The sequence below is a fragment of the Methylobacterium goesingense genome, assembly GCF_022179225.1.
GTDB classification, from domain to species: Bacteria; Pseudomonadota; Alphaproteobacteria; order Rhizobiales; family Beijerinckiaceae; genus Methylobacterium; species Methylobacterium goesingense.
On record NZ_BPQL01000101.1, the window covers coordinates 14,613 to 39,900 of the forward strand.

Annotated in this window: 20 protein-coding genes; 6 read left to right on the top strand and 14 right to left on the bottom strand. The window is 69.0% G+C overall.

The features are described from left to right. Positions 1 to 77: 77 nt before the first annotated feature. Positions 78 to 911 carry a sterol desaturase family protein gene (locus tag MFF30_RS17630; RefSeq protein WP_238280780.1) on the top strand — a complete coding sequence of 278 codons (834 nt, stop codon included), beginning with the start codon at positions 78 to 80 and terminating at the stop codon, positions 909 to 911. Positions 912 to 918: 7 nt separating this feature from the next. On the opposite strand, the gene MFF30_RS17635 is transcribed toward MFF30_RS17630, so the two are convergent. Beyond that, the gene (locus MFF30_RS17635; RefSeq protein ID WP_238280781.1) at positions 919 to 1,497 is read right to left on the bottom strand and encodes a TetR/AcrR family transcriptional regulator; all 579 of its coding nucleotides are present in this window, start codon (positions 1,495 to 1,497) and stop codon (positions 919 to 921) included. A 262-nt stretch (positions 1,498 to 1,759) separates the two neighbouring features. Here MFF30_RS17635 and MFF30_RS17640 point away from each other — a divergent pair, with 262 nt between their 5' ends. The 3 genes from MFF30_RS17640 to MFF30_RS17650 all read left to right on the top strand — a co-directional run bounded on the left by MFF30_RS17640 (position 1,760) and on the right by MFF30_RS17650 (position 7,094). Beyond that, a complete protein-coding gene (locus tag MFF30_RS17640) occupies positions 1,760 to 2,845 on the top strand; it encodes an efflux RND transporter periplasmic adaptor subunit (protein ID WP_373320931.1) in 1,086 nt (361 codons plus the stop codon). Next, positions 2,842 to 3,918, top strand: a complete 1,077-nt coding sequence (locus MFF30_RS17645) for an efflux RND transporter periplasmic adaptor subunit (RefSeq protein ID WP_238280782.1) — start codon at positions 2,842 to 2,844, stop codon at positions 3,916 to 3,918. The genes MFF30_RS17640 and MFF30_RS17645 overlap by 4 nt, the downstream gene beginning before the upstream one ends. 62 nt (positions 3,919 to 3,980) lie before the next feature. Further along, positions 3,981 to 7,094 carry an efflux RND transporter permease subunit gene (locus tag MFF30_RS17650; protein ID WP_238280783.1) on the top strand — a complete coding sequence of 1,038 codons (3,114 nt, stop codon included), beginning with the start codon at positions 3,981 to 3,983 and terminating at the stop codon, positions 7,092 to 7,094. Between the two features lie 30 nt (positions 7,095 to 7,124). Here MFF30_RS17650 and tsaA read toward each other — a convergent pair whose 3' ends face one another. Continuing rightward, positions 7,125 to 7,622, bottom strand: a complete 498-nt coding sequence (tsaA, locus tag MFF30_RS17655) for a tRNA (N6-threonylcarbamoyladenosine(37)-N6)-methyltransferase TrmO (RefSeq protein WP_238280784.1) — start codon at positions 7,620 to 7,622, stop codon at positions 7,125 to 7,127. Between the two features lie 81 nt (positions 7,623 to 7,703). Further along, entirely contained in the window at positions 7,704 to 10,085 is a 2,382-nt protein-coding gene (locus MFF30_RS17660; RefSeq protein ID WP_238280785.1) for a bifunctional diguanylate cyclase/phosphodiesterase, read from the bottom strand. Positions 10,086 to 10,344: 259 nt separating this feature from the next. Here MFF30_RS17660 and MFF30_RS17665 point away from each other — a divergent pair, with 259 nt between their 5' ends. After that, entirely contained in the window at positions 10,345 to 11,838 is a 1,494-nt protein-coding gene (locus tag MFF30_RS17665; protein ID WP_354465667.1) for an AMP nucleosidase, read from the top strand. Between the two features lie 9 nt (positions 11,839 to 11,847). Here the strand turns inward: MFF30_RS17665 and MFF30_RS17670 are convergent, their stop codons facing one another. The 11 genes from MFF30_RS17670 to MFF30_RS17720 are packed head-to-tail and all read right to left on the bottom strand — an operon-like array spanning position 11,848 to position 23,735. After that, positions 11,848 to 13,128, bottom strand: a complete 1,281-nt coding sequence (locus MFF30_RS17670; protein ID WP_238280787.1) for an ATP-binding protein — start codon at positions 13,126 to 13,128, stop codon at positions 11,848 to 11,850. A 14-nt stretch (positions 13,129 to 13,142) separates the two neighbouring features. Continuing rightward, entirely contained in the window at positions 13,143 to 14,198 is a 1,056-nt protein-coding gene (locus MFF30_RS17675; protein WP_238280788.1) for a lysylphosphatidylglycerol synthase domain-containing protein, read from the bottom strand. A gap of 57 nt (positions 14,199 to 14,255) precedes the next feature. Continuing rightward, on the bottom strand, positions 14,256 to 14,966 hold the full coding sequence (locus MFF30_RS17680; protein ID WP_238280789.1) for a uracil-DNA glycosylase: 711 nt from the start codon (positions 14,964 to 14,966) through the stop codon (positions 14,256 to 14,258). Then, a complete protein-coding gene (locus MFF30_RS17685) occupies positions 14,956 to 15,720 on the bottom strand; it encodes a PIG-L deacetylase family protein (protein WP_238280790.1) in 765 nt (254 codons plus the stop codon). Before MFF30_RS17685 ends, MFF30_RS17680 begins: the two co-directional genes overlap by 11 nt. A gap of 4 nt (positions 15,721 to 15,724) precedes the next feature. Beyond that, complete coding sequence (locus tag MFF30_RS17690; RefSeq protein ID WP_238280791.1) at positions 15,725 to 16,948, bottom strand: glycosyltransferase family 4 protein; 1,224 nt, start codon at positions 16,946 to 16,948, stop codon at positions 15,725 to 15,727. Further along, positions 16,945 to 17,790 (bottom strand): sugar phosphate isomerase/epimerase family protein, encoded by an 846-nt coding sequence (locus MFF30_RS17695; RefSeq protein WP_238280792.1) that lies wholly within the window; start codon positions 17,788 to 17,790, stop codon positions 16,945 to 16,947. The genes MFF30_RS17690 and MFF30_RS17695 overlap by 4 nt, the downstream gene beginning before the upstream one ends. Continuing rightward, positions 17,787 to 19,376 (bottom strand): YcaO-like family protein, encoded by a 1,590-nt coding sequence (locus MFF30_RS17700; protein WP_238280793.1) that lies wholly within the window; start codon positions 19,374 to 19,376, stop codon positions 17,787 to 17,789. The genes MFF30_RS17695 and MFF30_RS17700 overlap by 4 nt, the downstream gene beginning before the upstream one ends. A gap of 13 nt (positions 19,377 to 19,389) precedes the next feature. Next, positions 19,390 to 20,406 (bottom strand): Gfo/Idh/MocA family protein, encoded by a 1,017-nt coding sequence (locus tag MFF30_RS17705; RefSeq protein ID WP_238280794.1) that lies wholly within the window; start codon positions 20,404 to 20,406, stop codon positions 19,390 to 19,392. Then, the gene (locus tag MFF30_RS17710) at positions 20,406 to 21,590 is read right to left on the bottom strand and encodes a class I SAM-dependent methyltransferase (RefSeq protein ID WP_238280795.1); all 1,185 of its coding nucleotides are present in this window, start codon (positions 21,588 to 21,590) and stop codon (positions 20,406 to 20,408) included. The genes MFF30_RS17705 and MFF30_RS17710 overlap by 1 nt, the downstream gene beginning before the upstream one ends. Positions 21,591 to 21,621: 31 nt before the next feature. After that, complete coding sequence (locus tag MFF30_RS17715) at positions 21,622 to 22,545, bottom strand: HD domain-containing protein (RefSeq protein WP_238280796.1); 924 nt, start codon at positions 22,543 to 22,545, stop codon at positions 21,622 to 21,624. Continuing rightward, a complete protein-coding gene (locus MFF30_RS17720) occupies positions 22,545 to 23,735 on the bottom strand; it encodes an inositol-3-phosphate synthase (RefSeq protein ID WP_238280797.1) in 1,191 nt (396 codons plus the stop codon). Before MFF30_RS17720 ends, MFF30_RS17715 begins: the two co-directional genes overlap by 1 nt. A 318-nt stretch (positions 23,736 to 24,053) precedes the next feature. Between MFF30_RS17720 and MFF30_RS17725 the strand changes: the two genes are divergently transcribed. Beyond that, a complete protein-coding gene (locus MFF30_RS17725) occupies positions 24,054 to 25,241 on the top strand; it encodes a lysozyme family protein (protein ID WP_238280798.1) in 1,188 nt (395 codons plus the stop codon). Positions 25,242 to 25,288 lie beyond the last annotated feature (47 nt).

Consider the following 25,288-nt stretch of genomic DNA (forward strand, 5'->3'; position numbering starts at 1 on the left):
TCCCCGGGGCGCATAACCGCCCCTTAAGGCGGATCTGACAGTTCTACGGGAGCAGTGTCGAACGCAAGGGCTGACGCATGACCGACTTGGCCTTGGCCGTCGTGACCCAATTCAGTGATGCGATCCTCGCGGGCCTGCCGACGACGCTGGCCCTGGCGGTCGTCCTGACGATCCTGTGCGCCTTGTTTCCCGGAGCTTCGGGCAAGCCGTGGTGGCGCACCTCCGATATGATCACCGACATCTGTTGGTGGTTCGCCACCCCGCTGTTCACCCGTTACCTCAGCCTCCTGCTCCTCATCACCGGTACGGTCTGGTTCTCGATGATCCGGGGCGAAGACGCCACGGATACGTCTCCGTCGCTCGGGGTGTCCCTGCTTGCCGGCATGCCGTTCTGGTTGAGCGTGATCGTGTACATCGTCCTCATCGACATCATGATGTACGTGACCCACCGGGCGTTCCACACCATGACCCTGTGGCACTACCATGCGGTGCATCACTCGACCGAGGAGTTGCACTGGATGTCGGCGCGCCGCTTCCACCCGATGGACGACCTCATCCACATCGTGCTTCCGGACGTGGTGCTGATCCTGCTCGGCATGCCGATCGAGATCATCGCCTTCGTAGCGCCGTTCCAGGTCTGGCATTCCGCCCTCATTCACAGCGACCTGAACTGGGATTTCGGGTTCCTGAAGACCGTCATCGTCAGCCCGATCTATCATCGCTGGCATCACACGGGCATCGACCAGGGCGGCTCGAAGAACTTCTCGGCGACCTTTCCGATTCTCGACCTCGTGTTCGGGACCTACTACATGCCGAAGGGCGAGCGGCCCGAGCGGTTCGGGATCGACGACCCGACCTTCCCGAAGGATTTCGCGGGCCAACTCCTGCATCCCTTCCGCAACCGCGCCTGAGACGCGCTCAGGGCGTCGGGCTCCCGGACTTCGGCAGACCCTTTGCGGCGCATTCCATTGCGTCGAAGAGCTTCTCCAGTTCCGGTCCTTCCAGGCAGTGGAAGCCCAGCGTCCGGGTCAGCAGGAGGCCGAGGGTGGCGAAGGTCAGCATCGCGCCGGCGCCGGGGCAGCAGGCCACGTCCTCCATCTGGGCGAGGCGCTGCTTCAGAAAGGCGTTGAAGCCCGCGAAAGCCTCGGGGCTCTCGGCGGAGGCCAGCAGCAGGGCGCGGGGAAACCCGTCCTCGTCGGCATAGACCTGGCGCGCATGGGCGATCAGCGCCAGGGGGAGGGCGGCCGCGTTCGCTCCCTGCTCGGCTTCGTGAGCCGCCACGCTCTCGCGGATCTCTCGCAGCTTGCGCTCGGCCAGCGCCGAGATCAGCGCGTCCTTCGAGGCGTAATGGTGCAGCACCCCGCCCTTGCTGAGCGAAGCCTCGGCCGCAACCGCGTCGATGGTGAGGGTGCGCGTGCCCATACGCCGGATGAGACGCTCGGCGGCGTCCAGAATCACCAGGGGGCGGTCTTCGCGGCGGGTACGCGCCTTCATCATCGACAATCTGGCCGGTCCGTCAGCGATTTTGCGGGGGGAGAGATCAACGCTGCAACCGGCAAGAAAGTCGATCACCCCAATGGGATACCCAGGAACGGCCGAGCCGGGAAGACGCTCCGCCGAGACAACGATCCCCGAAAATAAGAAACCGTCTGGACGGTCGGTAGGATAGCAGATATGTGACGCCGGAGGGTAGGGCCTTTCGAATTTCGAGGACGCGATGGTGAGTTGGCTGACCGTTTGGCCGCGCCGGTGCGGGGGCATGGCCTTGGTGCTCGCGGCCTGTGTCGTCGCGATGTCGTCCGCGTCGCGTGCCGCGGGCGATGCCAAGGCGGCGGGCAAGCCCGCGGTCGCGGTGGTCCGCACGGTGGTCGCGCACGGCACCACGATCGCTTCCGACCTGATCTTCACCGGCGACATCCAGGCCCAGTCACAGGTGAGCGTTGCCTTCCGGACCAATGGCAAGATCGCCAAGCGCCTTGTGGAAGTGGGCGATCACGTCACCGCCGATCAGGTGCTGGCCAAGCTCGACCCGAAGGAGCAGCGGGCCAACCTCACCAACGCGCAGGCCGCGCTCACCTCGGCCGAGGCGCTGCTGACCCAGGCGAAGCTGAACTTCAAGCGCCAGGAGCAGCTCATGGCCAGCGGCTACACCACCCGCCCGAGCTACGACGATGCCGAGCAGCAGCTGCGTACCACGCAGGCCTCGGTGGATTCGGCCAAGGCAGCCCTGGGCACCGCCGAGGAGCAGTTTTCCTACACGGACCTGAAGGCGGGTGTGGACGGTATCGTGCTGAGCCGCACCTTCGAGGTCGGACAGGTCGTCCAGACCGGCCAGTCCGTGCTGGTGATGGCGCAGGACGGGCCGCGCGACGCCGTCTTCAACATCTTCGAGGCGGTGCTTGCCGCGCCCCAAGAGAGCAAGACCGTCGCGGTCACGCTCCAGGCCGATCCGCGGGTCAAGGCGGTCGGCCGGGTGCGGGAGATTTCCCCCAGCGTGGATGCCGCCTCCGGCACCGTGCGGGTCAAGGTCGGGCTCGAGGAGACGCCCAAGGCCATGAGCCTTGGCGCTGTCGTCATCGGCACAGGTAAGTTCCGGCCGCGTCAGGCGATCGTGCTGCCCTGGTCGGCGCTCTACCGCTGGGAGAACGCCCCGGCGGTCTGGGTGCGCGATCCCGCCAGCGGCACCGTCTCGCCCCGAACCGTCACGATCGAGCGCTACGGGCCAAACACCATCGCGCTGAAGGGTGGCATCGAGCCCGGCGAGGAGATCGTCATCGCGGGAATTCAGCTCCTGCGGCCGGGGCAGACGGTTGCCGTCGCCGAGACCCTGGAGGCCACGCGATGATCCGCCCGGCTCTGCTCGCCGTCGCCCTGGTGATTCCGCTCGGTGCTTGTCAGGCCGCCGAAGGGACGGCGCCGCCGCCACCCGTGCGGCCGGTTCTCTACCGGGTCGTGAAGCCGGTCTCGGCCCAGGTCTTCGGCCCGTTCGCGGGCGTGGTGGCGCCGCGCTACCAGTCCGAGATCGGTTTCCAGATCGCCGGGCGCATGATCGCCCGCGACGTGACCATGGGCGACATCGTCCACAAGGGGCAGCGCATCGCCGCCCTCGATCCGGTGGTGACGCGCTTCGCCCTGACCAGGGCCGAGGCCGAACTCGCCGATGCCAGGGCGCAGGCCGAGAACGCGAGCGCCACGGAATCGCGCCGCCGCCGCCTGCTCGCCGGCGGCAACGTCAGCCAGGCGCAACTCGACACCGCCGTGGCGAGCCGCGACACGGCCCAGGCTCGGGTCTCGCAGGCCGAGGCGAGCTTGCAGCGGGCGCAGGACCAGATGGGCTACACCGAATTGCGCGCGGATTTCGACGGCGTCGTCACAGTGCGCAGCGCCGAGGTCGGCCAGGTACTCAGCGCCGGTCAGGCGGTCGCGACCCTGGCCCGGCCCGAGGAGCGCGAGGCCGTGGTCGACATTCCCGAGGACCTCGTCGGCACCATGCCGGCGGATGCCGAGTTCACGGTCTCCCTCCAGAGTGCCCCGGACGTGACAGCGACGGCGCGGGTGCGCGAAATCGCACCCTTCGCCGACCAGACCACGCGCACCCGGCGCATCCGCATGACCCTGATCAAGCCCTCGGAGGCCTTCCGTCTCGGCTCGACCCTTACGGTCACCCTGGCGCGCGCCGAGCCGCCCCATGTCGACTTGCCTGCCACCGTGGTGCTGACCGAGGACGGTCGCGACGCCGTCTGGGTCGTCGCGCCGGACGGGAAGAGCGTGCTCAAGCGGCCCGTCACCGTCACGCGCCGGGACGCGAGCCAGGTCAGCATCGGCGCGGGCTTGAACGCCGGCGACCGCGTGGTCCTGGCCGGCGTCCATTCGCTCAAGGACGGGCAGGCCGTGCGCCTGCCCGACCAGGCGCCCTGAACGCGTCGGGTCCCGCTGCCACCCATCATCAGCCGCCACCCCGGTGAGGCGAGAGCAAACCCTTGAAGAACTTCAACCTCTCCGAATGGGCGCTGGAACACCGTTCCTTCGTCTGGTTCCTGATGCTGATCTCGGTGGTGGCCGGTTTCCTGGCCTACGAGCGCCTGGGTCGCGAGGAGGACCCGCCCTTCGCGATCAAGACGATGATCGTGCAGGCGCGCTGGCCCGGCGCCACCATCAGCGACACCCTCGATCAGGTCACCGAACGGATCGAGAAGGAGGTGCAGCAGATCGATGCCGTCGATTTCAGCCGCAGCTACACCACGCCGGGCCAAGCCACGGTGTTCGTGCAGCTGCGCGAGACGACGCCGCCCAAGACCATTCCGGCGATCTTCTACCAGGTGCGCAAGCGCATCGGCGACATCCAGAACACCTTTCCGCAAGGGATTCAGGGGCCGTTCTTCAACGACGAGTTCGGCGACGTCTTCGGTAACGTCTACGCCTTCACGGCCGACGGCGTGACCCCGCGCCAGCTGCGCGACTACGTCGAGCGCGTCCGCGCCGAGGTGAAGAAGGTGCCGTCTGCGGGCAAGATGCAGCTGCTCGGCGCGCAGGACGAGGTGATCTACCTCGACTTCTCCACCCGCAAGCTCGCCGGTCTCGGCCTCGACACCAATTCGGTGATCAAGACCCTGCAGTCGCAGAACGCCATCGCGCCCTCCGGCGTGATCCAGGCCGGGCCCGAGCGGGTCTCCGTCCGCGTCGGCGGCCAGTTCGTCAACGAGGAGAGCCTGCGCGCCGTGAACCTGCGAGTGAACGACCGCTTCTTCCGCCTCTCCGACGTCGCCGAGATCTCCCGCGGCTTCACCGATCCGCCCACCGATCTGTTCCGCTTCAACGGCCAGCCGGCGATCGGCCTCGCCATCGCGATGCAGCCCTCGGGCAACCTGCTCACCTTCGGTCACGACCTGAAGGCCCGGATGGCCAAGCTCGAGGGTGAGCTGCCGGTGGGCGTCGGCATCCACCTCGTCTCGGACCAGCCCAAGATCGTCGAGGAGGCGGTGGGCGGCTTCACCAAGGCGCTCGTCGAGGCCGTGGTGATCGTGCTGGCGGTGAGCTTCATCTCGCTGGGCTGGCGCGCCGGCCTGGTGGTGTCGCTGTCGATCCCGCTCGTGCTCGCCATCGTGTTCGTGGTCATGCAGATCATGGGCGTGACGCTGCAGCGCATCTCGCTGGGCGCGCTGATCATCGCCCTCGGCCTCCTCGTCGACGACGCGATGATCACCGTCGAGATGATGGTGGCGCGCCTGGAGGTCGGCGACAGCCTGAAGAAGGCCGCGACCTTCGCCTATACCTCCACCGCCTTCCCGATGCTCACCGGCACGCTGGTGACCGTGGCGGGCTTCCTGCCCATCGGTTTCAACGGCTCGTCGGCGGGCGAGTACACCTACTCGCTCTTCGTCGTCATCGCGGCGTCCCTCATCGTCTCCTGGGTGGTGGCCGTTCTGTTCGCGCCCCTCATCGGCGTGAAGCTTCTGCCGAAGCAGATGAAGCACACGGACCACGGCACCCCGAGCCGGTCGATGCGGATCTTCACCGGTATGCTGACCGGTGCGATGCGCTGGCGCTGGACCACCGTGATCGTCTGCGTGGGCATGCTCGGCGCGGCGATCGTCGGCATGGGCTTCGTCCAACAGCAGTTCTTCCCGGCCTCCGACCGCCCCGAACTCCTCGTCGACATGACGCTGCCGCAGAACGCCAGCATCAGCGAGACCAAGAGTCAGATGGACCGCTTCGAGGCGACCCTGGTGGGCGACCCCGAGATCGTGCGCTGGTCCTCCTACGTGGGCCAGGGCGCGGTGCGCTTCTACCTGCCCCTCGACCAGCAGCTCGGCAACGCGTTCTTCGGCCAGATCGTCATCGAGACGAAGTCGATCGAGGCACGCGAGCGGATGAAGGTGAAGCTCGAGAAGCTGGCGCGCGAAAAATTCGTCGGCACCGACTTCCTGATCCACTCCCTCGACCTCGGACCGCCGGTCGGACGCCCGGTGCAGTACCGCCTCAGCGGCCCCGACCTGCAGACCCTGCGGGCGTACGCGCTCACCCTCGGCAACATCGTCGGCGGCAACCCGCATCTCGACGTGCCGACCTTCGACTGGAACGAGCCCGGCAAGGTGCTCAAGGTCGACATCATCCAGGACAAGGCGCGCCAGCTCGGCGTGACCTCGGAGGACATCGCGGGTCTGCTCAACGGCATCGTGGGCGGCCGGGCGATCACCCAGGTCCGGGATTCGATCTACCTCGTCAACGTGGTCGCCCGCGCGCAGGCCGTGGAGCGCAATTCCCTCGACACGCTCCAGAGCCTGCAGGTGCCGCTGGCCAACGGCAGCGTCGTTCCCCTGCTGGCGTTCGCCACCATCGGCTACGAACTGGAGCAGCCCATCGTCTGGCGCCGCGACCGCCTGCCGACCATCACGGTGCGGGCCTCCATCTCGGACGACACCCAACCCGCCACGGTGGTGAGCCAGCTCGACGAGAAGATCACCGCGTTCAGCAAGAGCCTGCCGGACGGCTACGTCCTGGCGGTGGGCGGAGCCGTGGAGGAGAGCGCCAAGGGCCAGGGGCCGATCGCCGCGGTGGCGCCGGTGATGCTGCTGACCATGGCGATGTTCCTGATGATCCAGCTCCAGAGCTTCCAGAAGCTCTTCCTGGTGGCGAGCGTGGCGCCCCTCGGAATCATCGGCGTCGCCATCGCGCTCCTCGCCTTCAACAAGCCGATGGGCTTCGTGGCGATCCTGGGCGTGCTGGCGCTGATCGGCATCATCGTGCGCAACTCGGTGATCCTGGTGACGCAGATCGACGAGTACGAGCGTGACGGGCTGCCGCCCTGGGACGCGGTGGTGGATGCCACCTGCCACCGCATGCGCCCGATCCTGCTCACGGCGGCCGCCGCGAGCCTCGGTCTCATCCCCATCGCCCGCGAGGTGTTCTGGGGGCCGATGGCCTACGCCATGATCGGCGGCATCCTGGCGGCCACCTTCCTGACCCTGTTCTTCCTGCCGGCCCTCTATGTCGGCTGGTACCGGATCAAGGCGCCGCCGAAGGGCACGCCCCGCAGGGTCCACGGCGCGGACGGGCAGGTCCACGGCGCAGAGGAGCCGGCGCACGCCGGCTGATCGCCAAGGTCGCGCCGGGGGGGGGGCGCGTCAGCGCGCTGCCGTTCCGGCGCGGTCCACCGTGGCGCCGGGACGCGAATCCGTCGTCGCGAAGTAAGGCTTGATGTCCAGGAGCGGGGTTCCGTCGCGACAATCGAGGCCGCGCACCCGCAGGGTCGATCCGTCCCGTTCCAGAAGCTCGACCACCGACAGGGCGATGGGGTTGGGGCGCACCGGCGAGCGCAGGGAGAACGTGCCCCGGCTGCCCTCCGCATGGCGGGGGCGCTGCAGAGCGAGGTCGCGGGCAGCCTCGTCCATCCAGTAGAGCACGATGAGGTGGCTCGCGCCCTCGACGTTCTGGAGCGCTTCGGAAAACGGTGCGTCGACGGTGAGTGAGCAGACCGCGTCGGTCTTGAGACCGTTCTTCGGGCATTCGCCGCGTGTCGCCCAGGGCGTGCGGATGCGGCCGATGAAGTAGAGCCCGGCATCGTAGGTCTCGGGCAAGGCGATCGCCGCCTCGCCCGGACGGTGTCCCGTCGCGTCGCTCATCCCGAACTCCTCTCCCTGACGCGCCGGACCCGCGTGCGCGGCTCCGTTTCGAACAAGCCGGTGCCGGGGGCAAGGTGGGCTCTATCCGACCCCCGCATAGACCGGCGCGGGTGAGCGATGGGTATGGCAGGCGAAGGCGGCGATCGGGCCGGGCCGGCCGATGAAGTAGCCTTGCGCGGCGTGACAGTTCTCGGCGGTCAGGAACGCGAGTTCCGCGGCGGTCTCCACGCCCTCGGCGATGACCGGAAGGCCGAGGCCGGCGCCGAGACCGATCACCGAACGCACGATGGCCGCCGCCTGGGGGTTGGAATCCACCGCCGCGACGAAGGAGCTGTCGATCTTGATCTGGTCGAAGGGAAACAGGCGCAGGTTGGACAGGGAGGAGTAGCCGGTTCCGAAATCGTCCATGGCGATGCGCAAGCCCAACGCCTTGAGCTCGCGCAGGTTGGTGGAGGCGCGGTCGGGATCGCGGATCAGGGCCGTCTCGGTGATCTCGAGTTCGAGGCGCGCCGGGTCGAGGCCGGTCTCCGACAGGATCGCCCGCACGCTCGGCGCGAAGGCGGGATCGTGGATCTGGATGCCGGAGACATTGACCGCCACGCTGAGGGAAACGTCCCAGCCCGCCGCCTCGCGGCAGGCCTCGGTCAGGGCCCAGGCGCCGATCTCCTGAATGAGCCCGCTCTCCTCCGCGATGGGGATGAACAGAGCCGGCGAGACGAAGCCGCGCTCGGGATGCTGCCAGCGCATCAGCACTTCGAAGCCGGTGACCGCCCCGGTCCTGATCGCGATCTGCGGCTGGTAGACGAGGCGCAGTTCGCCCTGGACGAGGGCCCGGCGCAGCGCCTTCTCCAGCACGCGCCGCTCGCGGACTTCCTTGCCCATCGCCGCCTCGAAGAACCGGTAGCTGCCGCGCCCAACGGTCTTCGCAAGTTGCAGCGCGGTGTCGGCCGCGTTCAGGAGATCGTTCCGATCCGTCGCATCGTCCGGAAACAGCGCGATGCCGATGGAGGTCTCGGGCAAGGGTTCGCCCCCCGCGAGACCGTCGGCGGCGTAGAGGGCGGCGCGAATCTCCTCGGCAAGGCGACCGGCCGCGACGCCGTGGGCGCACGGCGTGAGGACAGCGAACTCGTCGCCACCGATCCGCGCCGCGATCTGGTCCGTCCCGAGTTGATCGCCGATCAAAGTGGCCACCCGCGCGAGGGTCGCGTCCCCGTTGGCGTGGCCGTACAGGTCGTTGACCTGCTTGAACCCATCGAGGTTGATGGCCAGGAGGGCTAATCGCGTGCCCGATGCGGTCGCCCGCCGGATTTCACGATCCAGGCAGGCGTGGAAGTTCTGCCGATTGCAGAGGCCCGTCAGGGTGTCGTGGCCCGCCAGATAGCGGATCTGGCGCTCCGCGCGCCGACGGGCCGTCAGGTCGCGCACAGCGATCGCGAGGTGTGGGGCGCGGCCGTAGGCCACCGGGCGCGCGATCAGCTCGACAGACAGTTCGCTTCCGTCCGAACACCGCAGGATTCCCTCGATTCCGTCCTCGGGAGCGCCGGCCAGGACGTCGTCCGTGGCGAAATCGGGCAGGAAGTGCGACACCTCCATCCCGGTCAGGCCTCGCGCGTCGGTTCCGGTCAGGCGCGCGAAGCTCTCGTTGGCACTGACGATCCGCCCGCCGTGGCAGATCACAAGACCCTCCACGGCAGCGTTGGCGAGGCTTCGGAGGCGCTCCTGATAGACCGTCCGCTGGCGCTCGCGGATGTCGACGACCATGGCGGTGCAGGCCATCAGCAGAATCGTCAGGCTCGCCAGGACCACCGGCACGGCGAGCCAGATGGGCGGCACGGCCTCGGCTGGAACGACCACGCGGGGATCGGGCAGCAGGGTCAGGGCCGAGAGACCGAGGACGTGGTGCCCGCAGATGGCCACGAGCAGGAGGATGGGCCCGAGAATCCGGTTTCGGGCGCGCTTGCCGGCAAGACCCACCCGGAGGGCGGCGCCCGCCATGACCGTGCCGAACACGACGGAGAGCACCACGAGGTCGGCGCGCCAGGCCATGTGGCCCTGGAACTGGTAGGCCGCCATCCCGGTGTAGTGCATCGCCGCGATACCCAGGCCGAGAATGCCGCCGCCGAGGAGGGGGGCGATGCGTCCCGGTCGCGCGATCGCCGTCGCGAGACCGAGGCCGCTGAGCACGACCGCGAAGACCAGCGAGAGCGCCGTCGGCGCGGTGGCGTAGCCGACGGGATATTTCTGATCGCAGGCCAGCATCGCCAGAAAATGCGTGGCCCAGATACCGGTCCCGCCCGCAAAGGCCGCGATGACGAGCCAGCCCCGGCGCCAGGCACCGGACGTCTTCTGCGCATGGGTGAGGAGGGCGATCGTCGCGCCCGCCGCCAGGGCGCAGATCAGCGCTGCCGGTAGGACGAGCCATTGGTCGTTGTCGGCCGTGAAGCAGCCGACGAGTGTCAACATCAACGCAGCGTTCCCCCGCCATGGCTGCCCTCGTTACGCCCGTCCGCTTGGTCACGGGGACCGGACGGGCGGGAAGGCCATTTCCAGGTTGCATAGTACAAGTTAATGGGGCGAATTCGCCTAAAAAGCGGGAGAAATTACAACCTTCTTGGACACCGTCACAAACCTGCATCGGCGGCGGAGGGGGCATTCGCGGTTGTTCGCGTCCGGCCGTGCGGCGGTGTAAGAGGCGGTGACCGAGGCTTGGCCAGGAGGCACCGTGATCCGCGACGAGTTGCGACCGATGGAATCCGTCTCCGACCCCGAGACGGCCGTGGACCGCCTCGCCGCGCTGCATGCGGGCGCGATCGAGGCCCTGCAATCGGCCCTGGCCCGCTACCTCGACGGCGGGGCGCCCCCCGATTCCACGGAGCGGCTGCAATTCCGCTATCCGGAGTTGCGGGTCACCTACCAGCCGACAGGGCCGATCCCACGGGTCGCTCGGGCGACGGCCAAGTTCCAGGCTCCGGGCAGCTACGCCACCACCGTGACCCAGCCAGCGCAGTTCCGCGGCTACCTGCTCGAACAGCTGCGCCCCCTGGTGCGGGACTATGGCGCCACCCTCGAGGTCGGCCTCAGCGCCCAGGAGATTCCCTATCCCTACGTGATCGAGCCCGGCGCGGATCTCGGCCGCAGCGGGGTCACGCCCCGCGACCTCGCCACGTATTTCCCCGTACCGCTGCTCTCGGTGGTGGGCGACGAGATTGCCGACGGGCTCTGGCAGGACTTGCCCGATGTGCCGCGCCCGCTGGCGCTCTTCGATGCGATCCGGACCGACTACTCGCTGCGACGCCTCGTGCATTACACGGGCAGTGACTGGCGCGACGTGCAGCCCTGGATCCTGCTGACGAACTACCATCGCTACGTCGACGGGTTCATCCGCCACGGCCTTGAGCGCCTGGCGCGCGGCGACGAAGGCTTCGAGCGGATGATCCTGCCCGGCGGCGTTTCGGTTTCCCGAGCGGAGGCCGCTTCCGTCGATCCTGCGGCGCTCATCGCGGCTTCGCCCTGGCACAAGTATCAGATGCCGGCCTACCACCTCGTGGCGCGCGGTCCCGACGGCAGCCAGCAGGGCACCACCCTGGTCAATATCGGCGTCGGCCCGTCCAACGCGAAGACGATCACCGACCACCTCGCGGTCCTGCGCCCGCATTGCTGGCTGATGGTCGGCCATTGCGGCGGCCTGCGCCAGTCGCAGACCATCGGCGACTACGTCCTGGCGCACGGTTATCTGCGTCGCGACCGCATCCTCGACGAGCTCGTGCCGCCCGATGTGCCGGTGCCGGCGCTCGCCGAGGTGCAGCTCGCTCTCCAGGCGGCGGCCGCCCACGTCACCGGCGAGAAGAGCGAGGCCCTCAAGCGTCGGCTCCGAACTGGAACGGTCGTCACCTACGATGATCGCAACTGGGAGCTTCGCTTCAGCCAGGAGCGGCGGCGCATCAACCTCTCACGCGCCATCGGCGTCGACATGGAGAGTGGCACCATCGCGGCCCAGGGTTACCGCCTGCGGGTCCCCTACGGCACCCTGCTCTGCGTCTCCGACAAGCCGCTGCACGGCGAGATCAAGCTGCCGGGTGCCGCCAACGCCTTCTACGAGCGCGCGGTCGCCGAACACCTGCTCATCGGGCTGGCGGCCCTCGACATCCTGCGGGCCGAACGTCACGGCCTGCATTCGCGCAAGCTGCGCAGCTTCGACGAGCCGCCGTTCCGCTGACGCGCCGCCTCAGGACGATGGAGTGACGACGTCCGGGTTCGCCCCTGGCGCGAACTCGGGAAAGATTGCCCGCACGGTGGTGCCATCGTCGAGCACGCTCTCGATGAGCAGCCGGCCCCGGTGCCGGTTGACGATGTGCTTGACGATGGCGAGCCCGAGGCCGGTCCCGCCCTGGTCACGGCTCGAGGCGACGTCGACCCGGTAGAAGCGCTCGGTCAGGCGCGGGATGTGCTCGGCCGCGATTCCCGGCCCATGATCGCGTACGACGATCTCGACGTTGGTGCGCCCGCTGGCCTCATCGGTGTGACGTCGGAGCGCGACCTCGACGCGGCCGCCGCTGCCACCGTACCTCACGGCATTCTCGACCAGGTTCTCGACCACACGCAGCAACTCGTCGCGCTCGCCGAGAATCGGGAAGGCGCCTTCCGCCGCGAGGCTCAGCACTACGCCGCGGTCGCGGGCCAGTGGCCCCTGCGTATCCACCATCTGGCGGGCGATCCGGGTCAGGTCGACGGGCTGCGTCGGCGCGACGTGCTCGCGCAATTCGATCCGCGACAGCGACAGGAGGTCGTCCACGAGGCGCGCCATCCGCTGCGCCTGGGCCTTCATGATGCCGAGGAAGCGCTCCCGTGCCGGCGGGTCGTTGCGCGCTGGGCCCTGCAACGTCTCGATGAAGCCGAGGAGCGAGGCCAGCGGCGTGCGCAACTCGTGGCTGGCATTGGCGACGAAATCGACCCGCATCGCCTCCAGGCGCCGCGCCGAGGTGAGGTCGCGCAGGAACAGCACGACGTTGGGCTGCCCGCCCACTACCCCGTCCGGCATCGGCAGCGCCCCGATCTGCACCTCGAAGGCGCGTTCGGTGGGGACACGCGTGGCGTAGAGCGTTTTAAGCGAGGCGCCGGTGCGCAGGACCTCCTCGATCCCGTCGAGGACGTCGGGCGCGCGCAGGGCAAAGGACAGCGGGTGGCGCAGCTTCAGTGCCGGCAACAGGGCGCGGGCGGCGGGATTGACCTCGATCACCACCGCGCGGCGGTCGACCAGGATCACGGGGTCGGGGATATTGGCGAGAAGGGCTTCCGCAACAGAGTGGCGGTTGGCCCCGGGGCTCTCCGGCGCCCGCACGATCCGTGAGCGTCCGAGGCTGCCGATGGTCCCGCCGAGACAGAGAACGACGAGGGACGCCGCGACCGCCGGAACGTCGAGGGTGCCGCGTCCGGCGGCGAACACCCCGAGTCCGATCGTCACGACGGTTGCGGCGGTCCAAGACGATCGACGCGCCCCCCGTGCCATGCGGCCCCCCGGCGTTAAGGCGCGCCGCGGGTCCCGGCGCCCCGGCTACGCTTGACGATCTCGTACACGGTCAACATGGCCAGGGCGATGACAAAGGGTACGAGGTAGTAGCAGACCCGGAACAGCAGCAGCGATCCGAGCACCTGATCGCGGGGCAGACTCGACAGGGCGAGCAGGATCGTCGCCTCGAACACCCCGATGCCGCCCGGTGCGTTCGACGCGATGCCCAGCATGGCCGCCAGGACGTAGATCGCCACGAAGGTCGTGAAACCGATCGAGGTGCCCGCCGGCAAGAGCACGTAGAGCGTGGCGGCGGCTGCGCAGACGTCGCCGATGCCCACCACCATCTGGCTCAAGGAAACCGAAGCGCCCGGCAGTTCAAGGCGCCAGCTCTTCACGCGCACGTGGCGACGCTTCAGCGACACCCAGAGCAGATAGGCCACGACGGCGAGGAGCGCGCCGAAGCCCACGCCCTGGTTCAGCGCGATGCTGGTGAAGGTGAGGGCGGCGAGCTGCCCCGCCTCGACGATCAGGCTGAGGCCGAGGACGACGCCCATGCCGAGCCAGAAGGTGAAGCCGGCAATCACCGTGAGGGCAGCGATCTTGGCCGCGCCGAGACCCTTGCTGGAGTAGATCCAGTAGCGGATCGTCCCCGCCGTCAGGAGCGGGAAACCCAGGGTGAAGCTGACGGCGTAGCTGGTGAACGAGGCGAGCGCCGTCGTTCGGTACGGCACCTTCAGCTTCAGCTGACGCAGCGCCAGGGCGTCGTAGCAGGTGAGGAAGAGGTAGCTCACACCGACGAACAGAAAGGCGAAGCCAAGCTGCTTGGCGGAGGCCCCCGTGAAGGCCGCGTGCATCTCCGCCCAGGTGACCGTCTCGACGAGCTTCCACAGGACGAACAGCGAGCCCGCCACGATGGCGAGACTGGCGATGGTGCCGAGCCACGCATAGCGGCCGCGCATGCCGGATTTCGCGGGCGCCGCCTCGGCCTCCGACGCGTTGATCGGGGACGCCTCGGGCGCGAGCGCCTCGGCCGTCTCGATCTGCTTCTGCTGTCCCGCAAAGTTCATCGTGTCGGCGTCCGCCTCCGCTGGGCTCCCCGCGCACGGCCGCGACGGCGGCATGGGTCAACCCGAGCTTGTGCCGGACCACGGCCCGTCGCCCGCATTTAGGGGCATCGGGCGGCAATTGCCAGCGAGGGAGGCTCGATGCCCACCGGCGATGCAGGTCTGGGCCTGCGTGAGGCCCGCCCGGATGCGCTCCGCGACGCTGTGCGCGGTGCAGACATAGGTCGGGCTCGGATGCGGGACGGCGATCACCGGGAGGTCCGGCCGCAGCGCTGCGAGTTCCTCCCGCGCGAGGCCCGCGACCCGGCCGGAGAGCACGATTACGCGGAGCCGTGGCAGGCATGCGAGGAGCGGCGCGAGGCAGGGCAGGGCCTGTCTTACCTCCAAACGGCGCGGGGCCCGGTTCAGGGCGCCGGGCGCGTGGATCACCCACGGGATCGTGTTCCAGATCAGGGTGTCGCGGCGGGCGATACCGGCCTCGGCGAGGAAGCGGAACAGGTTGGCGGCGGTGCCGGTCGGGTTGTCGCGCGAGACTAAGCCGGTGCCGCGGATGCTCGGCCCGGGCGTCTCCAACAGGAGCAGCAGCCGAGCCTCGACGCCGCCGTCGAGGGGGTCGGGATCGGGCACCTCGGCCCCGTTCGCCGCGGCGATCTTCTGTGCGAGGGCGCGGATCGGGGCTATGCGGGGGCTGTCGAGCAGGGCCTTTCGCGCGGCCAGGGCGTTCGGGTCGCGCAAGCTCTTCGGTTCGGCGGGCGGCGCCTCAGCCGGCATCGGCGACGAGACGCGCCAGGCTTGCGGGAAGAGCGCCTTGCCGACGGAAGCGCTCGCGACCGTTCTCCTGCTCCAGGCGCCGGGCGAGGCCGTCGCGGCCGCCGAACTGAAAGCCAAGTTGCGTCGCGTAAGCGGCGCAGGCCTCGGCCTTGGCGCCCCGGCTCTCGGGTCCGCAGAGGATCTCCGCCTCCGGCAGGCCGGCGAAGCGCGCCCGCAGGGGTTCCTTCGGGGTCTGGTCGCGCACCGTGTAGGGAAAGTCGCGCCACCACAGGATCGGCGCGGCGGGCGCGGCCGCATCGAGGGCCCGGACCACCTGGACATGGTCGACATGGCCTCCGATGGCCTGGGGGGCCAGGATCAGATCGGGTGCCGTCTCGGCGAGAACCGCCCGGACAGCGTCGGTCAGGGCGGGCACGATCCCGTCATCGGCCCGAACGTCGCGAAACAGCTCGGGCGCCGAGGCATAACCACGGTGGGGCGCCTCGCGGAAGGACCAGTGGCGCGGGCGCGCCAGTCCGAGGGCCCGGATCGCCGCTCTATCTTCGGCACGGCGCAGGTCCATGTAGTCGACCTCCGGCCCGAGCCCCTTGTCGGTCTGGCAGGCGAGGGCAAAGCCAGTCGGGCTCGCCACCGAGGCGGTGAAAACCGTCACGGTCTCGACGTCCCAACCCGCCCGGCCGAGGGCGTGGAGCAGGCCGCCGCAGGAGAAGGCGGCGTCGTCGAGATGCGGCGACAGGGCGAGGGCGGTGGGCATCGGTTCAGAGCAGGTGCGGTTCGGCGCGAAAGCGGCAGGACGGATCGTGCGGCAGGGTCGCGGCGAAATCGGTCGCCGGGCGCTCGTTCACCACGTGCGCGTACACGTCCATGATCTGGCGTCCCACCGCGCCCCAGGAATAGACCCGGCGGCATTCGGCCAGACCGTCCTCGGCGAGGCGACGCCGGAGGGGCGCATCGGCGATCACCCGGGCGAGGGCGTCGGCCAGGGCCGGCACGTCGCCCGGCTGGACCAGGAGGCCGTTCTCGCCGTCGCGAAGACAGTCGGAGACCCCGACCGCGTGGGTCGAGACCACCGCGAGCTTGGCCGCCATCGCCTCCAGGATCGTGTTGGAGAACCCCTCCGCGTAGGTCGGCGATACGAAGACGTCCGCCGCCCGGTAGAGGTCCGGCACGGTGTCGTAGTCGGCGTAGCCGGTGAAGCGGATCTCGGCCTCGGCCATGTTGAGTTCCGCCGCGCGGGCCTTCGACGAATCCACGTCTGGCCCGATCCCCGAGATGATCGCTTCGAACGGAATCGCGCGAGCCCGCAGCAGCGCGAGGGCGTCGATGAAGTCGAGCACGCCTTTCCGGCGATCGACGCGGCCATGATAAAACAGCCGCACCGGGCCGGGATGGCCCCCGGGACCGGGGGTGAAGCGCGTGGTGTCGACGGCGCCGGGGACGATGGTGAAGCGGGCGGGGTCCGAGCCGAGCCGGTCGCAGACCTCCTCGACGAAGGAGGCGCCGCCGATCAGCAGGGCGTTGGCGTGGGCCAGCACCTCGCACATGGCGACCCGGTGCGTCTCGCAGCAGGAGCCGACCCAGTGGCCGTCGCCGCCCTGGATCGAGACGACGTTCGGCACGCCGATGGCCCGCGAGGCCAGGAGGGTCGCCCAGCCGGTGGGATAGCCGTACTGCGCGTGCAGGATATCGAACGGCTTCTTCGCGTGCTCGGCCTGGATCGTCGCCACCATCGTGTCGATGTCGCGCTCGAAATCGCCGCTCTCCTGCTCGCCGACCTGTTCCAGGCCGATGACGGTGACGCCAGGCACGGCGGGCGGCGGGCCACCGCCATAGACCCGGGTGCCGAAAGCGTCGCCCCGGTACTGCGAGATCATCGTGACGTCGTGGCCGGCCTGGACCAGTTCACGCAGCAGGTTCTGCGCGTAGACGCTCATGCCGGAGATTGCCGGGAAGTAGCGGCGCGAGACGAAGCAGATCCTCACGCGGAGGCTCCCGGGTTCGGGTTGCGGCAGTCGCGCAGGTATCTCAGCGAGGCCGGGACCATCAGGTCGGCGCGGTGGCTCTCGCGCGAGAGTTCGACGCAGATGAGTTTCTCGAAGCCGATCGCGTCGAGGGCATCGAGCACTGCGGGCACGTCCATGTCGCCTTCGCCGAAGGGCAGGTGGATGTGGACGCCTCGCGCCATGTCCTCCAGGGCCACGGTGCCGATGCGGTCCGCGAACTCGCCGACCGCAACGGCTGGATCGCGCTCGCCGGTGACGAGGCAATGGCCGGTGTCGAGGGCGAGCCGCAGGCCGGGAATATCGAGGGCGGCGTAGTCGTCCAGCGTCTCGATCAGCATGCCGGGCTCGGGCTCCAGGCAGGCGACGACGTTCCGCTCGGCGGCGTAGGCGACGACCTCCGTCAGGCCCTCGCGGAGCCAGGCTCGGGCTTCGTCGTGATCGATGCCGGGCTTCGGCACGCCGGCCCAGAACGAGACCGCTTCGGAATGCAGGATCGCGCCGATGTCGATGGCGCGTTTGAGAAACCCGATGCGGCGGGCCCGCCCCGTCGCGTCGCCGCTCACCAGGGTCGGCTCGTGCTTGGCCTTCGGGTCGAGAAGGAAGCGCGCGCCGGTCTCGATCACCGAGCCGAGGCCGAGGCGCTGCAGGCGGCTCGACACGCGCTGCGCCTCAGGCAGCCAAGCCTCGGCGAAGGGGTCGAGGTGGTGGATGTCGAGGGTCAGCGCCACACCCTGGTAGCCGGCCTCCGCGATGAGGTCGATCGCGTCGTCCAGGCGGTGATGGGCGGTGCCGTTCGTGTTGTAGGCGAAGCGCAGGCTCATGCGGCGCGTCCCTGCTGCTCCAGGCGGAACGGGGCGTGGTGCGATTCCGGCTCTCGGTAGAGCGGGTAGTGCGAGCCGACGATCTGGTCGGCGAGCGCGGTGTCGAACAGGGGCTGGCCGCCGAAGCGTTCGATTGCCTCGGGTGTCAGGCGCACGGGCTTCAGGGTGTCGGTGGCCTCACCGAAGCGGATCAACGGATGGTCGCGTTCGATGAGCTTCTGTGTGTTGCGCTCGCCGATGCGGTGATAGCTCATGGTCTCGACCTCGAGCCCCGGCACGATTGCCTTGACCACGCCGACGCGCCCGCCCGGCGGCGAGCAATCGACGTAGAGCACGTCGAACCCGGCGTCCTCGAGCCGCTCGCGGGCGATGCGGCCTCGCGCGTGCCCGTCCGGCGCTTCCGTCGTCGGCAAGTCCGAAAAGCGCTTGGTCGAGCGCTCGGAATAGACCGTGTCGCGAAGCGTGTCGGCGATGCCCTCCGGCGGCTTGACGATCCATTCGAGCATCGCCTTCAGAGCGCGGCTTTCCTCCAGATCGAGGCTCGGCAGGGCCTTGTCGATGAACGCTTTGACGTAGCCGGGCGGCGTAACCTGCTCCGCAAAGGCGAGGGGCCCGTGGCCGAAGGCCTTGCGCACGCGGGCGGCCTGGAACTCGAGGAGCGCCTTGCGGAGCGCCCGCTCCCGGTCCGGATCGCAGGCCTCGCCGCAGGCCGAGAGAGCGATCGGCACTGGCGTGTCGGCAAGATTGCGGTCGTAGCCGACGACGTAGAGGTTGGTCAGGCCGAATTGGTCCGTGGCGAATTTTGGCACGGCCCTGATCCCGAGGGCGTCCAGCTGGTCGAGCATACCGCGCGTCTCGGGGCCGAGGCCCTCCGAGAGGTCGAGCATCACGCCCTGGTCGAGGGCGCGGAACAGCAGGCCGTTGCCGTCGCGCTGCAGCAGTTCGAGGAGGCCGTGGCCCAGGGCGAACGCCACGTCCGGCCCGGCGCCGAGGCCGTTGGTGATGAGGTTGGTGAAGGGCTTGTAGCCTTCCGACAACTCGAAATAGTCGGTGGCGGCGATGTCCAGCGGCATCAGCACCGTCTCACCGGTGCGGGCTCGGACCGTGGGCGTCCATTCGAGGGTGGTGGCGCGCCCCACCGGGCTGCCGGCCGGCAGGCACAGGGTGAGGGGGTCGGCCACCGCGCCGGCGCCGTAGACCCGCACGAGGTCGTCGTAGCTGGCGCGCTCCTTCTTGCGCGGCATCACGGCCAGCGACGGCATCAGGTTCTCGGCGATCTCCGCCACCGCGCCGATGATCGCCTCGTCGTCGGTGGCGCCGTAGCCGATCCCGCTCGGCATGGCGCCGACGAAGAACGGATCGTCGAGGAACAGCGACACGAACCAGACCGGGATGCCGGTCCGGTCGAGGGGCGCCAGGGGGAAGCCGACGATGCGCCCCTCCGGCAGGATGTCGAGATAGGCGCGCACCGGCTCGGGCAGAGCGGCCGGCAAGCCCTCGATCCGGCGGGGGGCGCCGTAGCTGTAGGCGCGCGGCGCCTTGATCCGGCTGTGGCGGGCGCGGTCGTCCTGGTCCTGCTCGTTCACGGTGTTCCGTTCCTCAGGGCAACGCGGCGTAGGCGCGGGCCAGCAAGCGCATGGTGTGGAGGTCGCGGATGGCGCTGTAGGCCTCGCGCTCCTCCGGCCGGCGCAGGGCCGAGCCGAAGGCCTTCACCTGTTCGAGGAAGGGTGAGGCTTCCCCGTCGAAGGGTAGAGTGTCCGATGCGCCGGTTGACCCATCGGTGAACGACAGGGTGCCACCCGCCACCTGTCCCATCGTGTCGATGGCGGTGAGGAGCCCCTTCGTGCCGGTCACTTCGAGGCGGCGGCGGGGCAGGGCGTCCGGGCAATTGTAGGCGACATGCAGGTTGGCGAGAACGCCGGATGGCGTGCGTCCGATCAGGAGGGCGCCGTCGTCAACGGAGTAGTCCTGGGCGCGGGCCTGGGTCAGGGCGGCGAGGTCATGGATCGATTCGTCGAGGAGGAAGTCGACGAGGTCGAGGCCGTGGGGCGCGAGATCCATCAGGGCGCCACCGCCGGCCTTGACCGGGTCGATGCGCCAGTTGTCCTGGCCGGCGAACGAGGTCCAGGCCTTCGGCAGCCAGCAGGCGTAGACGATGCGGATCGCCGTCACGGTGCCGAGCCGGCCCTCCCGGATGGCGGCCCGCATGGCCCGGTGAGCCGGGTGGTGGCGCTGGTCGAAGGCGGTGCCGTAGAAGGTGTCGCCACCGCGCAGAGCCGCCACCATCGCCTCGGCGTCGGCGAGGGAGGCCGCCATGGGCTTCTCGCACAGGATGGCCTTGCCGGAGCCGGCCAAGGCCTCGATCGCCTCCCGGTGGAGGTGGTTCGGCGTGGCGACGTAGACCGCTTCCACCTCCGGATCGTTCACGAGGTCCTGAAGCCGTGCATGGGCGCGGGCACCCTCGGCTTCGGCCGCGGCGCGCGAGGCTTCGCCCGGATCGGCGACGGCAACCAGCCGGTGCCCGGCCGCGCGGATGCCCGGCGCCATGTAGTCGCGCGCGACCCAGCCGTAGCCGACGATGCCCCAGGCGACAGGGCTGTTGTCCGGGGTTGCCATCACCAGCGCTCCGGCAGGTCCACATAGGTCCGATCGCGCACTCGGTCGGCCTCGGGGGCTTCGAGTTCGCCCTGCCAGTCGAAGCTGTCCGGCCCGGTGAAGGTGACCGGATAGGTGGCTTGGGCCGCGTATTCGGCCTCGTAGCGCTCGGACGGCCAGCGGATGGTGTAGCGATCCGCCCCTTCGGCGACGTAGAGCGGATTGAGGCGGAGCGTCCGGCCCGGGCGCGGCACGGTGATGCCGTCGATCACCGGGCGGGGGGCCGGGCGCATGCCGGGACCCGCCACCACCGAGAAGGCCTCGCAGTCCGCCAGATCCTGCGGCTTGCGGGGGGCAGGTGCCCGCCGTTCCACCAGCGAGCGGGTCAGGTCCGCGTCGTCGTAGACAAGACCGTCGGGGAAGAGTTCATCGATCTCGGCCGCCGAGACGGCACGCCCCGCCGAGAAGCCCGGCCGATCGCTGTTGTGGATATGGCTGACGGCAAGCCAGCCGTCGTCGCCGGCATTCTGGCGCAGGCATTCCAGCACCTCGGCCTTGCGGTCGAGGAAGTAGAAGGCGTCGTTGCAGACGACGAGGTCGATTGGCGCGCCGGGAATCGGCCAGTGGGGCGAATTAGCATCGAAGCAGACGAGCTGCGCCGGCTTGCCGACCACCCAGTGCCGGGCGACCCAGAGCTTGGCGAAGACCACGTCGGCGCCCGCGACCTTGATGCCGCGCGTCTGGAACTCGCGCAGGTAATGGCCGATGCCGCAGGCGAACTCGAACACGCAGACCGGGTCGTTCCAATGTGCTTCGAGCAGGGTGAGCCCGGCGAGGAAGGTCGGGTCGGTCCAGCGATGCAGGAAGTAGTCGCCGACCCGTCCCCAGCCGAGGAGGCGAACCGCGTCACGCAACGAGCGCCGGTCCCGCTCGCGCACGAGTTCGTGCAGGTCCAGCGGATCTGCCGGCGGGCCCGTCCACCAGTCGTCCTGGTCGGCCAGGAGGCCTTCGAGAGCGAGGTCGGCCTCGCCGGCATCGAGCAGCTTCAAGGTCTGTTCGACGAGGTCGGCGCGGTTGGTCCGTAGATAGGGAATGCCGTCGATCACCGGCCAGCGCGCGCCGCTCGGCGCCTCGCGTAGCGAGTGCGGGGTGTCGGCCTTGAGGGGCTCGCCGGTCTCCGGCGAGCGAAGATCGAAGGGGATCATGACGGGGCGCCCGTGCGGTCGCAAGGAGGCATCACGGGATCTGCATGTCCTTCAGCACACGGTCGTGGAAGCCCTTCACCGGCCCGGCATGGACGAGTTCCATCTCGTCGAGAACGGTACCCATGGTCAGGCTCGCGGCCCGCAGGTGCTGGGCGATCTGCAGCACCCGGTCGATGCAATCTGCGGCGTGGAAGGCGCGGCCCTCCGCCGTGGCGTCGTCCGGCAGAACGCCGCGTGCCCGCTGGACCGTCTCGCGCAGGGCCGGGTCGAGTTCGTCGAGGGCCCACTGCGTCGTGCGGGCCATGATCGGCAGAAGATGGTCGCCGAGCAGCATCTCGCCGGTGAAGCCGGCATCCGGCATCGCGGCGTTGTGGAAGTGGTGCGCCATCGCTGCGAGGAAGACCAGGGTCGGGTCGGCCCGGTAGAACGGGCTCAGCACGACGCCGTAGACCGCCACCATCAGGCAGTGCTCGGCGTGGTTCTCCGGCGGCTCCAGCAGGATTCGAGGCTTGCCGGGGCAGGTCACGCCGGCCCGCGGCTGGTGCGCCAGGGCAGCGACGAAGCCCGGCAGGGAACCCTGCGCGAAGCTCGCCGGCGCGCGCAGGGCCGCCCGCAGGCGGTCCCGCAGGCCGGGCTCGACGCTGTCGGTCACGGCGTCGAACCCGGAGACCAAGATGTCGGCCGTCGCCCGTTCGTCGAGCCCGGCGGCGGCAAGGAACGCCGCATCGAGATCGCAGAGGCGGGCGGCGGCCAGCGCCTTGGCGGTGATGTCGAGGGCGACGGCCTCCGGCGCGGCGCCCCCCGTGAGGGCGCCCCAGCCTTGCGCGAACAGGCGCTCGGCGATGGAGCCGGTCCGCCCTGCGGAATGGACGCGCTTGAGGTCGTTGACCTCGACGAGGAGGGCGCGAAGCGCCAGCGGGGCCGCGGGACCGGCGCCCTCCGTCTGCGTCGACATCAGTGCGCGCCGAGCCACTCGAGCAGCATGGTTTGCTGCTTGCCGAAATCGTGCTCGGGGCCGTGGCCATTCTTCACCATCGGGGCCTTGAAGAAGCTCGAGAGCTGCTCCTGGACACCGCCGTCGCCGCGCTGCTTGGCGAGTTCGAGGACGCGGGCGATCTCGATGACGAGGGGCGCGGCCAGGATCGAGTCCTTGCAGAGGAAGTTGACCTTGATCTGCATGCGCTGGCCCATGAACCCGCTGACGTCGATGTTGTCCCAGGCTTCCTTGTCGTCACCGCGCGGGCGGTAATAGTGGATGTGCACGAGGTGGTCCTCGACCGGGTAGCCGAGGATCGAGTCGAGCACCGTGCCCTTGGTGTTCAGCTTCGACTGGAGCGAGTCCTTGTCGTTGAGCGCCAGACCGTCGCGGTTTCCAAGGATGTTGGTCGAGAACCAACCATCCACGTGCAGGGCGCGGGCCTTGAGCGCCGGGGCCAGGACCGTCTTCATCATGGTCTGGCCGGTCTTGCCGTCCTTGCCGGCCACGGGGACGTTCATCTCCTTGGCGAGTTCGAGCAGGGCCGGCACGTCGGCGGCGACGCTGGGGGTGAAGTTGGCATAGGGCACGCCGCTCTTGATCGCCGCGTAGGCGTAAAGCATCGCCGGGCTGATCGACTCGTCGCTGCTGTCGAGACCCTTCTCGAAGGCGGCCGTCGAGTTCAAGGTCGGGTCGGCAAGGTTCGGCCAACGCTCGGTGGAAGCGAGGTTGATCACCACGACCTCGTCGAGATTGCTCTCGGCCTTGAAGCGGCGAAGATCGTTGGCAATCACAGAGACCGCCTCGCGGTGGTCCTTGGCGACGATGCGGTTGGCACCCTCGATGTTCTTGCAGAACTTGGCGCTGCCAACGGCCGGCCAGGGCTTGATGCCCTTCAGGACCTGGGCGCCATTTTCGATGTCTTGCGCGGTGAGAACGCCGTGGCCGGTGGCGGCCGAAGCGAGGTCATCGTCGTTGAGATCCCATCCGCCGAACACGAGGTCCTTGTAATCGGCCATCCCGGCGACGGGAACGCCCGCCAGGGGCAGGCCATCGAGGCGGTTCGATCCGGATTTGATCATCTCGATGCCTGCGATGGCGGTGGTGGCGACAGCGCCACCCATGCCAACGAACGCAACGCCGACGCGGCGACCGGTCTGCATGCTCATTGGAAAACGGCTTCCTTCTTCGGATTGAACGGAAGCCCTTCCCAACTCGGGGGCTGTTCCGCTCAGCCCTCACTAACTGGGCTACCGGGGCTGCGTTCCAACCCTGGCCAGGACGCCTTTTTGACGCGGTGTGGCTGAACGGCGTCCGAACGAAGGATTAAAATTCCGTAAATACAGTGCCTTAACCGGACGTTAAGCGTGCCATCGTTGAATCACGGAGCTGTCCCATTCTGGTCACAGCAACCGGCGAGACGTCCCCTCGCTGAACGACAACGAAGCCGCGCCCGATGAAGGCAGCGGTACGAACAAGGACCAGTGATGGGGGTTTTCCCGGAGCCGGCGCTCTGCGCCGACGACGTGAGCCGTCTCGTGCCCAACGAGGCCTTCGACACAGACCATACCGTGGCGTGGCTGCCGCGGACCGAGCGCAAGGTGCGCCGGAATCTCGCCGCCCTGGGTCGCCGGACCCTCGCAACGCTCCTCGCGGGCGCGGTCCTCGGCACGGCCCTCCCGCAGAACGCCCTCGCTCCCGCAGCGGCGGCGCACGACCGGATCGACGAGCGTGCGACGACCGCGCAAAGTCTGGCGCGCGGGCAAGCTGAAACATCGAACCCCTTCAACGCGGGCGATTGGCGCGGGGTTCCCATCGTCGAGCAGGAACCCGCGACCCTCGATCTGATCGAGAGCGATCTGGCCAATCTCGCCCCCAGCCGGGACGCGTCCGGCACCGAGCGCCTGCGCTTCGGTGACATGGCCGTGCCCCGCGAGATCGTCGACACGATCCTGCGCGCCGCCGCCGAGACCGGAGTCGATCCGGTCTACATGATGGCGCTCGCCGACAAGGAGTCGAGTTTCTCCACCACCGTGAAGGCCGCGACTTCCTCCGCCGAGGGGCTGTTCCAGTTCCTCTCGGGCACATGGCTCGAACTTATTCGGAGCTACGGCGCCCGCCATGGCCTCGCCGACGAGGCGGCGGCCGTGAAGGGACGCGGCAGCGCCATCACGATCGCCGACGAGGCCACTCGCACGCGTGTGCTACGCCTGCGCCAGGACCCCTACGTCGCCGCCTTGATGGCGGGCGAACTCATCAACCGCGACAAGGGTCGGATCGAGCAGCGCATCGGCCGCGACCTCTCCACCGCCGAGCTCTACTTCGCGCACTTTCTCGGCACCGCGAGCGCCGGCCGCTTCCTCGCGCTCACCGCCGAGAAGCCGGATCAGGTCGCCAAGCAGGTCTTCAAGGCCGCGGCGAAAGCCAATCGCAGCCTTTTCACCGAAAAGGCCGGCAAGGGCCGCCGGAGCCTGACCGTCGCCGAGGTGCGGGAGAAGATCGGTGGCATGATCGACCGCCGGCTCGACCGTTACGAGGGCGTGGCCGCCCTGGTGCCGCCCGAGCCGAAGACCGAGGTGACTCTCTCCGAGATCGAGACTGCGTCGGAGCCGGTCTCGGTGGAGGTCGTGTCCAAGCGCGTTCATGTGACCGAGGCCCTCGCTCCGGCCGAGTGATTTTCCCAGTCCCACTCGCGGATCTTCCGATTCGTGCCGCAACCCGT